This is a genomic window from Neobacillus sp. NRS-1170, assembly GCF_050468025.1.
In genome coordinates, this window is sequence record NZ_JBITPF010000011.1 from 19650 (window position 1) to 32668 (window position 13019).

General features: G+C 41.9%; 14 protein-coding genes. 3 read left to right on the top strand and 11 right to left on the bottom strand.

Annotated features, from left to right (window positions below; translation table 11 throughout):
* Positions 1-93 precede the first annotated feature (93 nt).
* Together ACIFOT_RS03700 and ACIFOT_RS03705 are read left to right on the top strand one after the other, a co-directional pair.
* Positions 94-1566, top strand: a complete 1473-nt coding sequence (locus ACIFOT_RS03700) for an AMP-binding protein (RefSeq protein ID WP_430061769.1) — start codon at positions 94-96, stop codon at positions 1564-1566.
* Positions 1562-2650, top strand: coding sequence for an acetyl-CoA C-acyltransferase (locus ACIFOT_RS03705; protein WP_430062267.1), 1089 nt, complete (start codon positions 1562-1564; stop codon positions 2648-2650). Before ACIFOT_RS03700 ends, ACIFOT_RS03705 begins: the two co-directional genes overlap by 5 nt.
* A 352-nt stretch (positions 2651-3002) precedes the next feature.
* Here the strand turns inward: ACIFOT_RS03705 and ACIFOT_RS03710 are convergent, their stop codons facing one another.
* On the bottom strand, positions 3003-3845 hold the full coding sequence (locus tag ACIFOT_RS03710; RefSeq protein WP_430061771.1) for a lysophospholipase: 843 nt from the start codon (positions 3843-3845) through the stop codon (positions 3003-3005).
* Between the two features lie 33 nt (positions 3846-3878).
* On the opposite strand from ACIFOT_RS03710, the gene ACIFOT_RS03715 reads away from it, so the two are divergent.
* The gene (locus ACIFOT_RS03715) at positions 3879-4034 is read left to right on the top strand and encodes a YjcZ family sporulation protein (protein WP_430062270.1); all 156 of its coding nucleotides are present in this window, start codon (positions 3879-3881) and stop codon (positions 4032-4034) included.
* Between the two features lie 56 nt (positions 4035-4090).
* Here the strand turns inward: ACIFOT_RS03715 and ACIFOT_RS03720 are convergent, their stop codons facing one another.
* The 10 genes from ACIFOT_RS03720 to ACIFOT_RS03765 form a co-directional block, all read right to left on the bottom strand.
* Positions 4091-4681 (bottom strand): VanZ family protein, encoded by a 591-nt coding sequence (locus ACIFOT_RS03720; protein WP_430061773.1) that lies wholly within the window; start codon positions 4679-4681, stop codon positions 4091-4093.
* 12 nt (positions 4682-4693) lie between these two features.
* Positions 4694-5563 (bottom strand): NAD-dependent epimerase/dehydratase family protein, encoded by an 870-nt coding sequence (locus ACIFOT_RS03725; protein WP_430061775.1) that lies wholly within the window; start codon positions 5561-5563, stop codon positions 4694-4696.
* Positions 5564-5672: 109 nt separating this feature from the next.
* A complete protein-coding gene (locus ACIFOT_RS03730) occupies positions 5673-6113 on the bottom strand; it encodes a hypothetical protein (RefSeq protein WP_430061777.1) in 441 nt (146 codons plus the stop codon).
* 117 nt (positions 6114-6230) lie between these two features.
* Positions 6231-7541 (bottom strand): MFS transporter, encoded by a 1311-nt coding sequence (locus ACIFOT_RS03735; protein WP_430061779.1) that lies wholly within the window; start codon positions 7539-7541, stop codon positions 6231-6233.
* A 13-nt stretch (positions 7542-7554) separates the two neighbouring features.
* Entirely contained in the window at positions 7555-8346 is a 792-nt protein-coding gene (locus ACIFOT_RS03740) for a 2-keto-4-pentenoate hydratase (RefSeq protein WP_430061781.1), read from the bottom strand.
* Positions 8347-8491: 145 nt separating this feature from the next.
* Positions 8492-9379 carry an alpha/beta fold hydrolase gene (locus ACIFOT_RS03745; RefSeq protein ID WP_430061783.1) on the bottom strand — a complete coding sequence of 296 codons (888 nt, stop codon included), beginning with the start codon at positions 9377-9379 and terminating at the stop codon, positions 8492-8494.
* Positions 9380-9395: 16 nt separating this feature from the next.
* Positions 9396-10376 carry a hypothetical protein gene (locus ACIFOT_RS03750; RefSeq protein ID WP_430061785.1) on the bottom strand — a complete coding sequence of 327 codons (981 nt, stop codon included), beginning with the start codon at positions 10374-10376 and terminating at the stop codon, positions 9396-9398.
* A 23-nt stretch (positions 10377-10399) separates the two neighbouring features.
* The gene (locus tag ACIFOT_RS03755) at positions 10400-11212 is read right to left on the bottom strand and encodes an adenylyltransferase/cytidyltransferase family protein (protein ID WP_430061787.1); all 813 of its coding nucleotides are present in this window, start codon (positions 11210-11212) and stop codon (positions 10400-10402) included.
* A 21-nt stretch (positions 11213-11233) separates the two neighbouring features.
* Complete coding sequence (locus ACIFOT_RS03760) at positions 11234-11713, bottom strand: flavin reductase family protein (RefSeq protein WP_430061788.1); 480 nt, start codon at positions 11711-11713, stop codon at positions 11234-11236.
* 25 nt (positions 11714-11738) lie between these two features.
* A complete protein-coding gene (locus ACIFOT_RS03765; RefSeq protein WP_430061790.1) occupies positions 11739-12923 on the bottom strand; it encodes an acyl-CoA dehydrogenase family protein in 1185 nt (394 codons plus the stop codon).
* Positions 12924-13019: the final 96 nt, after the last annotated feature.

Below are 13019 nucleotides of genomic sequence, written 5' to 3' on the forward strand. Positions count from 1 at the left end.
CGCCTATCCGCCAATTGGAACACCCTATCCGATAATAAAGTTACACAAACCTGTTTCTAAACTTGTGTTAGTATGTAAAAAGAGGTGATAAATATGGCATCCATTACGGAATCATACATAAACCATGCTCAATCTTACCCTGAAAAAATCGCCATTCAAACTAACAATAAAAAAATAAGCTATCAAACCTGGCACGAAATGGTGTACAAAACGGCTAACTGGCTGGATTCTCTTAATCTTGACCATCGAACAATCGGAATCTTACTTCCTAACGGAATCCCCTTCCTGCAGCTATTTGCTGGGGCAGCCACTGCCGGCTGGACCTCCGTTCTCTTTGATTTGAAATGGACCGAAACAGAATTGAAACAACGTCTAGCATTAGCCCAGCCATCTATTCTTATCACAACAGGTGAGCTTTTTTCAAAAGTCCAGAGCCTCCCTGTAAAGATAGTCATATGGGAGGAAGTCCTTTCAGCAGTCAATAACACTTCCTCAAGCAGAGCCATTGAGATAGACGGAAAGACCCCGTTTTATATGGGATTTACTTCAGGGACAACCGGGAATCCGAAAGCCTTCATTCGTGCCCATGACTCATGGGTGGCAAGCTTCGATTGCAGCCGATATGATTTTCAACTTCATGAAAATGATCATGTAATCGTGCCTGGGGCATTGATCCATTCCCATTTCCTATATGGCGCCATCAGCACCTTATTTATAGGAGGAACAGTCTATCTTCTCGAGAAATTTTCTTCGAGTATGTCCTTAGCATTAATGGAATCACAGCCAATTACAGCCGTCTATGTCGTACCAACCATGGTCGCTGCCTTTTTAAAGGAAGAGCGTCGCATCGAGAAACACATTAAATTCCTCTCCTCTGGAGCAAAATGGGAGGAGAACTCCAAGCAGCGAATCCGGCAGATGTTCCCGTCTCTCTCCATGTACGAATTTTATGGAGCAAGCGAGTTAAGCTTTGTCACCGTATTAAACGATAACGACCGAAAACCAGGATCGGTCGGCAAGCCCTGTCATAATGTCCAAATCCAAATTCGCCGTTCGAACATGGAAGCCGCTAAACCAAACGAACCAGGGAAAATTTTTGTAAAAAGTAACATGCTTTTTATTGGGTATCTCCAAACGGAGGGGAATTCCGGTCATCAACGCATTCGTCCGATCCAGGACGAAAATGGCTGGATTACTGTTGACGATATGGGGTATCTAGATGAGGACGGCTACTTGTACATTTCGGGCCGTGAAAAAAATATGATTTTATACGGAGCGATTAATATTTTTCCAGAAGAAATTGAAAAGGTAATTGGTTTGCATCCTTCTGTCGAGGAAGTCGCGGTCATCGGCATCCAAGACTCTTATTGGGGACAAATTGCCGTCGCTGCCGTTAAAGGTTCCGCAACAATTATGGACTTAAAAAAATTATGCAAGCAGCATTTATCATCCTATAAAATCCCGCGGAAATGGTTTTTCATCGAAGAAATGCCGCATACAACCAGCGGAAAAATTGCCCGTCCGGAAGTGAAGGAATTAATAGAAAGCGTGGTGACGAATCATTAAAAGAGCAGTCATTGTCCGTGCTAAACGAACACCGGTTGGAAAAAAGAATGGGATGCTGCATCGCCTCGAGCCGCAGGAATTGGCCTCTCCTGTTCTCAGCCATTTAGCTGCCGGACTTGGTGAAAATGTAGATGACGTGATATTAGGAAATGTAACGGGGCCTGGAGGCAATATCGGCCGCTTATCTGCACTGGAAGCAGGTCTTCCTCTTTCCATTCCAGGTTTGATGCTGGACCGGCAATGCAGTGCAGGGCTTGAAGCCATCCGCCTAGCCTGTTATTTCATTCAAGGCGGGGCAGGATCGTGCTATATCGCTGGAGGTGTCGAAAGCTCCAGTACCTCCCATTATGAACAACGTGCCCGCTTTTCTCCTGACAGCATTGGAGATCCCGACATGCTGGAGGCAGCGGAAATGGTCGCCCAAAAATATGGAATTTCGAAAGAGCTCCAGGATGAATATGCATTTCTAAGCTATGAACGTAGCTGGGAATCGTTTGAGAGAGGAATTTTTACAGATGAAATAGTCCACATTGAACAATGGACCAATGATGAAGCGTTTTTTAAAAAGAGGAATATGGGAGTTTTGCTTAGGAGAGCGAAGCCGATTATTGAGAATGGTACCGTTACAGCGGCCAACAGCTGTGGAATTAATGACGGGGCTGCTGCAGTGCTGGTAATGGACGAGGAAACTGCTCGTACTCGCTGCTTTCTGCCAGTTCTTCGCTTTGTTGACAGCCAGGTTGCAGGTGTCCATCCCTTTTATCCAGGGGCGGCGCCTATACCAGCAATCCAGACCTTATTAAAAAGGAATGGGCTCACTGTCGAAGATATTGATTTGTTTGAAATCAATGAAGCTTTTGCTTCAAAAATTGTCGCCTGTGCACAAGAACTCTCCATTCCCTTTGAAAAATTGAATGTGAGCGGCGGTTCGTTAACGGTCGGCCACCCCTACGGCGCCTCTGGTGCCATTTTGGTCACTAGGCTTTTCTATGAAGTTCAAAGAAGACATGGAGTAAGATATGTTCTCGCTGCAATTGGAAGCGGGGGTGGAATAGGTGTTGCCATGTTATTTGAAACGGTTTAGGAAAATGGTTTTTGGAATACAACACGAATGATGATAGTAGGTTCATTGCCCGTGATGAGGAAAATAGTACTCTCACGGGCAATGAAACGTCCTTTCATTTACCGTAATAACAATATAAGCTCTCCCTCGGGCAATGAAACGCCTTTTCATTTACCGTAATAACATTATAAGCTCTCTCCCGGGTAATGAAACGCCTTTTCATTTACCGTAATAACAATATAAGCTCTCCCTCGGGTAATGAAACGCCTTTTCATTTACCGTAATAACAATATAAGCTCTCCCTCGGGCAATGAACTGCCTTTTCATTTACCGTAATTGCAAAATACACACTCCTCCGGTAAATGAAAGTCCTTTAAAGCACAACATGTTCCTCTCTAGTTTGCCGTTCCAGCCAGCCAATAAGGTCCTCCAAAAACTGTTCCCGTCCCAAGTCATCAAATGGACGATGCCGCATTGCTGGATATTCAAATTTCTGTTTGTTCTGGGAAGCGACAGAGTCAAAGAATTGTTTCAGCTTATCGGGAGGAGTTATTTCATCCTCCAGCCCAAACTGCAGCAAAAAAGGCAGCTTTATAGAGCTTGCTTCTTTTGTTAGGCGTTCTACTGACAGCATTAACCCCCGTCCCAAGCCAGGTGTTACCGTATCATGACGCAATTCGTCAGAGTTAAGTTTGTCGATCATTTCAGGATCCCGGGTTAACCGCTTAATATCCCCAGGTTTTTCAATACTAAAATCGGGTTTAAGCTTACCCATTAGAGAAATCAGCAGCTTTTCCGATCTGGTCGCTTCGTAGGAAATCGCCGGAGCAATAGTAATAATTCCAGCAAGATCGGTACCATGATCTAATAAATAATCAAGTGTTACAACTCCGCCAAGGCTATGGCCAACCATAAACAACGGCAGATTAGGAAATTCGGAAACTACCATTCTGCGAAATTTATCTAAATCAACTTTATATTCATCCCATGTCCGAATAAAGCCCCTCTTACCCGAACTTTTCCCATGGCCTCGCTGATCATAGGCATAAACGATATAATCATTTTTAACCAATCTAGTACTTAAGTTTTCCAGACCTCCACTATGGTCACCATGTCCATGTACTAAAATCAGGGCTGCTTTTGGGATCGACTTCGGCTTCATAACCCGATAATATAGCTCCACTCCATTATGGCCATTAAAAGTCCCTTCTATCATCAAATGATTCTCTCCTTTTTTATAAAAAAATCCATACCTGTCCATTACAAACCAAGTAGTTATGCATATGATGTACTACCTCGTGATAAAGGAGGTGGATTCCATATGTCTGGACATATCTCAAGTTTTGCTTTAATCGTTGTGCTTTTCATCCTTTTAATTATTGTGGGAACATCATTCGTGTACTAATTTAAAAAAAGGATTCGTACACAAAAGCAGCGGGAAGCGTGAATACCACGCTTCTTTTATTTAACAACCACAACTTTTTGAATAATTGGATGCAAAAGATAGCCCATCCCCACCCCGAGCACATTTAAAATAAAATCGTCAATATCCATACTACCCCGCTTTGTAAAGTATTGCGCCGCTTCAATCAGCAAAATAGAAAGAATAGGAAAGAAAATTAATTTCACCTGCGAAGGACGTTTGTTTAGTAAGTACGCTGCAACACCGTAAGGAACGAATAACAATATATTCGCGGTAATATTGTAGAAGGCAACTAGGAAATTTGCATCTCCTGAAAAAAATCCTAGGATTGTTCTAAAAGGCATCAAGTTAACTTGGTTATACTCCTGATTCGAGGGCCGGAAAAATAACAATATGAATAAGCCCAAGCTATACATACACATGACAGACTTGATAAGAAGATTAGGAACTACTATTGTCCCTTTTCCTATTAAATAAACTAAGAAAAACACAAGCAATGTCACGCAGGACCATACAACCACTAATACAACAGGGTGAAGATAGGCCAAGAGTCTTAACCAAACCGGCAATAAAACCAAAAAGAGAATCTGAGATATTCCTATCGATAACCATAGCAACCGGTTTTTCATTTTTGGAAAACCCTATTCATAGTAATGGATTAATCGGTTTAATAATTGATTCAATGATATAAAGTTATACCCAAGTGAGCAGGCTAAACTAGTATCGACTGACCATGAACCAGGCAAATTGTATGGTGATGGGTCCCCATCCTTTTGTAAAATGGCCTTTGATGAAGTCATGTCTTCAATTAACCTTACCAATTCTCTTAAACTTATATCCTCGCTGGATCCAGGGTTAATGCCTCCATGGAAATCAGACTTAGCCATACTGAATAAAAACTTTGCCGCTTCTTCTGAATCTATGAAACTATAGCGCAAATCAGGATTTTCGATGAACATCGCTTTTCCATCTTTGACATGGTCCACATGGAATTTTAAACGATTGGTATAATCATCTTTTCCGATAATAATCGGAAAGCGGACGGCTGCAACGGGAACTTCTGCATTTTGAAAAAGAACGGCTTCGGCAGCCCGCTTTGCTTCCTGGTAACCTACATAACCGATATACTCGCCTCTAGTTTTTAACACTGGGTTAAACTCTAGGGGATTAAAGTTTTCTTCCTTATGTAAGGTCCCAAAATCATAAACTGCCTGGCTGGATGTAAATACGTATTTTCGTATTTTCCCAGATAATGCTTGAAGCGTATCGAAGGCCTCTTGGGAAGAATAGCATGTTTGATCTAAGACAACATCCCATTTCTTGCCTTGAAAAGCTTTATGTAAAGAACCGGCATCCTCGCGGCTGATTTTCAATCTCGATACTTGATCACCAAAGGAATCAGGAGTCTTCCCCCTTGTCGCGATGGTTACTTCAATTCCTTCATCTAACATTAATTGGACTAATCTTTTCCCGACAAACTGTGTTCCCCCAAGAATTAACGCAGATTTCACAAAAAATCTCCCCCTGCTTATTTTTCAGCGATAGCTCCTTAAAGTGTTCTCATGCCCTAATTATAGCAGTGTTGGGAGAGGAATCGAAAATCAAAAACAAAAAGAGACATTACACTGAAGAATGTCCCAAGTTCCCATTATCTTTTCTTTCATTTAATATGTCCTTAATAATTTCCATATGAAAGGCGGCCCATGCTTTTTCACGAAAATGAAGAATGACACTGGCAGCAACAGCAAAAATATAAAGGAAACTGAAGACAATCCATAGCAAACTGCCATCATGAAAAAGAAATTCCGATAATTGCTTTGAGAATAAAAGCATTAACCATGGGACTGAGGAAACAAGGATAGGAATAAAACCGGAACCATTCTTTTCTTTTGTCATCCGGTAAAAAATTAATTTTAATGTACTGCTATCAAGCGCCTTGTATAGCTTTTGAATTTCTTCTATTTCAATAAGTTCCTTCATGTCATTGACAGAATGCCCATAATCCATTGTTTTTTTCAAGCGAAGAAAAACTTTATGCGCATCCCCTCTTAATGAAAACATATTTTTTCCCTGCCTCAAAAAATAAAATCTTTAGCACCCAATTATATTTCCCCTATTCGAATTCAAATAAACGAAAAAGAACCTTGAAACGAAATCAAGGTTCTTAAAAGGAAATGCTTAACTTGATAATTTTTCTGTCATCAATCCTTGTGATGCCTTTTCGGATTTCTTTGGCCTTACTGCCAGCCAAACCAGCCCGCCGAACACAAGAAGAATCAAACCACAAACCTGGAAGGAATGGTGGAATCCTACCGCTGGATTGGATGAATGTTGAACAAGATAACCTGTTACATATGGTCCAACAATCCCGCCTAAGGAAGTCAATGCCATAAACCAACCTTGAATTTTACCTTGATGCTTTTTGGAAACTAACTCAACCAAAATGGCTGGTCCAAGCACTAAGGTAATACATCCAAAGGTTAATCCCAAAGATAGTAACGCGATCGCCATGATGTTCGAGCTTGTAAAGGTTCCTAAAGTGTAGCAAACTGCACCTGCCAGCATTACTGGCCCTAAAACAAATACCCGCCCCTTGACCACACTTTTCGTTTTATGAAAAAGCCAGTCCGAAACCGAAGAAAAAACAATCTGCGAAATGGTAATCATAATCCACGGTAAAGAAACAACAATCTTTAATGTTTCCGGACTTAATTTTCGAACATTCTGAAGGTAATTCGGCAGCCAGTTAAGTCCAATCGTGAATGACCAATAAGTAGCAAATCCACATAAAGCAATTAGAATAAAATTTTTCGAGAACAACACGGAAGTAAATTTTGACTCAGGAAAAGCTTCTGTCACTACAACATTCCCTTTTGAGTCAGATGCTCCCACAGGTGAAACCGCTTTCTCTTTTGCCAGCCATAACCACATGACAATCCAGATTGCACCGACAATTCCCGTTGCAATAAAGGCAGAGCGCCATCCATAGTTTAAGATTAGGTGCATTAATATCGGAGCCGATATCGCAACGCCAAGAGGACCGCCGATAGATACCAATGTTAAACCGATACCGAGTTTTTCCTTTGGCAGCCACTTAGATGCAGCCGTCATCGCTAACGAATAGGAAGGGCCTTCCCCTGCCCCTAAAATGATTCTCGTAATCAATAAGTAAGTAAAGCTTGAAACAAATACAGTGGAAAACTGAACAAGGGCCCAAATGGCTGCCATCCCGGCGATTACTTTTCGGGTTCCAATCTTATCGGCAAGCGCTCCAACGAGAACAGCGGAAAGAGAATAAAGTAAAAAGAATACACTGCCGACAACGCCCCATTGCTCGGGATTCAGTCCTAATTCCTTCATAATTGGGACAGAGGCAAAGCCGATAATCGCCTTGTCGGCATTACTGATGACCGTCAATAAGAATAAAAGTAAAATAATGACCCACGCTTTTTTCGTGATTTTCGCACTATTGGCTTTCTTTTGATCCATATAAGGACCTCCTTTATTTAAATGTAACTTCCACTTTTCCTAAACCGGTAAAACCGGCAGTGAACCGATCTCCTTTTTCAGCCACAATAGCTGCTGATAATGCACCGGATAGAATTACTTCGCCGGCTTTTAAAATAACATTATATTCTGATAACTTATTCGCCAGCCAGGCGACACACGTGGCCGGGTGCCCTAATACGTCAGAGCCATAGCCTGTATTCATCAATTCTCCATTTCGGAAAAGTTTCATTTCGACTTGGGTTAAATCCATATCTGCTACCGAAATCTTTTCATCCCCTAAAACGTAGAGACCGCAGGAAGCATTGTCCGCAATCGTGTCCTGCAATTTAATTCTCCAGTCCACGATGCGGCTGTCGACAATTTCTAAGGCAGGTACAATATAGTCTGTTGCCTCTAACACATCCTCCAGCGTGACGGATGGACCTTGCAAATCTTTCCGAAGGACGAAAGCAATTTCCGCTTCTACTTTTGGCTGAAAAAGCTCATTTAGTGCAATAATGCCATTATTCGGCACTTCCATCCGATCCAATAGATGTCCATAATCCGGCTGATCTACGCCTAACAGCTTCTGCATCGCAAATGAAGTTAGGCCAATTTTTTTGCCGACTATCTGCTGTCCATCCTGGACTTTCTGATCTATCGCTTTGATCTGGACATGGTAGGCCTCATCAACAGTCATATCCGGATACAAATCCGTAAGCGGCGAGACCATTTTCTTTTCAGCATCTGCCTGTAGCAAATGCTTATATGCTTGATCTACTCGAGATGCTACATGGTTAGTCATTGAAAAACCTCTCTCTATAAAAATATACAAAAAGAGCACTATTCAAAGATTCAGTAAATATAAAAGCTAATTGAATCAATTAAATAGTGCTTTTTCATTAACTGCGAGATATGCAGTTAGGATGTTAGAACAAAGTTGGTCAGCCTTATTTATTCGTTACAAGATTTGCTTCTTCCTTATTGTTCGCGCGATTCTTTAAAAGGAAGTCCGATAAAATACTGTTAAACTCTTCTGGTTTTTCCCATTGCGGCCAGTGCCCGGCATCTTTGATGACAACTAATTCGCTATTTGGAATCATATCCTGTATTGGTTTAGCTTCCTCAACGGTTGAAGTCGGATCGTGGTCTGTCCAAGCCAATAAAGTAGGAACATTGATTTTGCCGCACCATGATGGGTCCCAGGTGTATTGCTTTCTTACTTCGATATCCTGCAAGCAGACGATATGGTGTACTGCTTCTTGGTATGACGGCTGGGTGTATATTTTATAGCGGGTTTCGATTAATTCTTCTGTAACTTGGCTCTTGTCATACATTAACCACTCAAGCCGCGTTTTTACATTTTCATAGTTTGCTTCAAGAACGGCTTTTAATGTCGAATCTTTTAATCTTTGCATCACTTCAGGCTTGTTGTTCACATTTCCAGGAGTATTCAAAACCATCGCTTTCACATATTTCGGATGCTCAGCTGCAAACCAAGCGGCCACCCAGCCTCCTAATGACTCCCCAGAAAGATAGACTTGCTTTAATTCCAGCGCCTGAATCACCCATAATAAATGATCACTATAATAGTCAATTCCATACTGACGATCTGGTTTGTCAGTGAAGCCATGTCCTACCATATCAATGTTGATAACGCGGAAATGTTCACTCAGACCCTTCATATTTCTAGCATAAGCCTCGATATGCCCCCCAGTGCCATGAAGTAAAATCAGAGGTTCACCAGTGCCTGCTTCCATTACTCTTGTTTTGATTCCATTGGCATCTAAATAATAGAGTTTATATTCAACATCCGCTAAATCTGTCCAAATTGTCATTCCAAATCGCTCCTTATTAAATACTCACTTCATATTCTGACGATTTACTAAACTTTTGATTTACTGGCTGCGAGAACTGAACAATTGCCATGCCTGTCACCCATTCCGGAATCGGCTCATAACAGGCCACGTCCGCTTCAAACCCTTGCAGCACCCCGAGAAGGACCAGCCAGTTGCGGATTTCCTGCCCGCCATTTCCTAGATGCTCTTCAATAAATGCAGCACTCCAGTTTCGTAAAGCGGAATAATCCTTTTCTGTCACTAAACGTAAAAATTCTCGGTCAATTTGCTCATTAACTGGACCTGATTTAATACGGGTTACATTGGTTTCCCGTAATTTTAAATATTCATCCAGCTGGTCTATTTCCTGGCGGCCATTCTTTAAAACATTAATCAAAAATTGATCTTGTGGTTTTTCACTCTCAATCTTTGGAATCGGCACCCAATGAGATAATCCGCCGGAAGCGACAATCGCAACCTTTTTATCGGAATCCCATGATTCGATCGCACCACGGATAACTTCTCCCAGTTGGAAACAGCGATCCATAGTCGGCAGCGGCGGCGCGGAGGTATTCACAGCGATAGGAACAACAGGTATTTTAAGATCAGGATTTAAAAAGTAGATCCCTTGTGTATGACCATGGTCCACCTTCATTTTTAATGTGAAGGCAAAATCGACATTTTTCTCTAAACTAGTATGGAGAATATGTTTGGCAAGTTCTTGCTGTACAGGAATCTTATATTTCGGCAGCTGCCAGTCACCCCAGCCTTCGCATTCCCCAATGCCAATCGTAAAGGACGGCATATGGTCGTAGAAATAACTATTAAAATGGTCATCGGAAACCAATACAATCACATCAGCACCAACATTTTTCACCCACGTCTTCATTTCTGATGCTGTCTGAATAAAACGCTGTCCTTTTTCACCGGCGCCAGCTTCATTGGTCATGATCATTGGGCTGTGAGACATGGCTACACCTGCAATAATTTCAGCCATTTTTTCCACTTCCTTTCATAAATTTACGAGATTAATCGTTTCTCCTCTTCCCGAATACGACGGTGCCACACAATGGAAAGGATGCCCTTCAAAAATAAGGGGATCTCTTTTTCACAATGAAGGGAAGGGCCTTCCGTGACGATTATTTCAGTTTTGATAGAGCTATGTTCATTTTTCAGTGTTACAAAATAGCGACCTGGAGCAGGAAGAGTATGGTAGGGCTGGAGCTTTAGTAAAATCCCGTCCCACTCACATTTCACTTCATAAGGCTGACCAAGAAAATCAGGCAGCTCCTCTACATTCCCCGTTAAGAGCCGCTCTCGAATGCAGGTGGAACTGATTTTCTCCCCGCGGCACTCTACCTTTGCTACTTTTGTGACTTTAATGCGTCCGCCGGAATCTTCCTGAAGCCGATCCATATGTCCGGCTCCACGGCAGCCATAGGAAAAATCAAAACCCGCAACCGCATGGACTACACCGAAATCAACTAAATATTTGGCAACAAACTGCTCTGGTGATAGAGCAGCAAACGGTTTATCAAATTCCACAATATAAAAGGTATCGACACCCAATTCCCGGAGCCGCTCCTCTTTTTCCGCAAGCGGCATTAAGTATTGAATTTGTTTTTTACCGTTTGATATCACCGTTTTCGGATGAGGAAAGAAACTCATAACAGCTAATGGAACCTGTTTTTCTCTCGCTTTTTGCAACGCTGTTTTGATGACAGTACAATGGCCATGATGGAGACCGTCAAAACACCCAAGCGCCATGACATTTGGCGTCGCCTTTTTCTGCCAGTCAGCCAAATTTTCCCGGTTCAAGTAAATGGTTTTCATTTCAGTCTCCTTTCATGTCCTTTAGATTATGACTGTTTCTAGTTTTTCTAATGAGCGGTACTTTCCACTGTAAAAAATTAGAGGTTCTGCATCTGAAAGATGAATGTCGGTTACTTTGCCAATGAATAAGGTATGATCTCCTTCGACATGTTCAGCTGAGACTTCACAGGCCACTTGGGCAACAGATCCAGGTATAACCGGCTTGCCATCCAGCCGTTCAAATGCTACTTCACGATGTTCCTTCAATTGGCCGGCAAAAATCATTGAATGCTCCTGCTGGTCGGCTGCTAAAATATTGACGGTGAAAATTTTGCTTTCTTTAATCTTGTTCAGGATCTTTGCTTTTTCACCGATTGAAATAACGATTAGTTTTGGATCAAGCGACACAGACATGAAAGCATTCGCTGTCATCCCGTGGATTTCACCCTCCAGCTCTGTTGCAATAACAGTTACGCCTGTTGCAAATTTCCCCATTGCTTGACGAAATTGACGATCATCCATTCTTTTTACCTCCTAAATTATGAACTTAACCTCTTACCCCTGAATCAAATCCAAATAATTCCTTTCCGTAAGCAGCAACAGAATCTTCGTACAAAGAAGTCTTATGCGTAGCAACCGCCATAATATCTCGTAAGAACAATTCCATTGGTCCGCCTTTATACAGAGCGCCGCCACCAAGGGTTAATAGAGCTCTGACAGCGATATCCACACAAATCTTTATGGCTTTTGTCCGAATGGCAAAGAATTCTCCCGGCTGTGTCACACAGCCATCTTTTTCATAGTTTTCTAGCAGATTGATATATTTATCGATTAAAGCTTCCGCTGCATGAAATTCCGTAGTCATTTCTGCTAAAACCCGCTGGCTGCGAGGTGATTCGCTTTCCCTTACACCATCCATTAAGCGAACGCGCTTTTCGGTAAGCACTTTAAATTCCTTAAGAATTCGCTCTGCACCGCCAAGTGCCATGGCAGCAAAGCCAAAATAAAAAGAAGGGAAGAATGGTACATGATAAAATGGGTAATCCTTGTCATAATTTTCTAATGGAGGTCTTCTTGTCAGTTCCGCTTCATCCAAACGCAAAATTCGCTCCATTGGAACATAAACATTATCAGCAATTACTTGATTACTTCCAGAACCTCTGAGTCCAAATGTATCCCAATTGTTTACCACTTCAACCTCTGAAACCTTCAGCATCGGCAAACAGTAAACAGGTTTTGGATTATCTGGGAATTGGATCATGACGCCAACGCCAACCCAGTCACTGAAATTGACGCCGCTTACAAAACTCCACTTGCCGCTGATCCGGTAACCGTCGCCATCTTTTTCTGCTTTTCCTAGGGCTGCAAAGATATCGCAGATTAAGCCGCCTTGATTAATAATTTCATCTGCCCCTTTTTCCGGAAGAAAAGATGGCAGCATATTGTGCAGTGGATAAAGATACGTCAGCCAGGCAGCTGAAATATTATAATTCGCAACCTTTCGGACAATCTTCGCAAACGTTTTCAAATCTACCTGTGGTCCGCCATATTTTTTTGGAAGCATGATCCTCGAAATTTGTGTTTCCTTGATAAGGTTTACGACATTTTCAGAAATGGTCGCATTTTTTTCCGCTTCTAATGCTTCTTGTTCCGCCAATATTCCAACTTTTTCAGCACCAGCCAATAACTCTTCAACGGTTACATCTCTGTCTTGTACTGCATAGTTTCCCATAATTACACCTCTTTCGATTGCTGTTCATTTTTGTTGGGAATCAAATTATCTTGGCACCGCTTACATTAACTACATTTCCCACGTGTTTATGTTGTT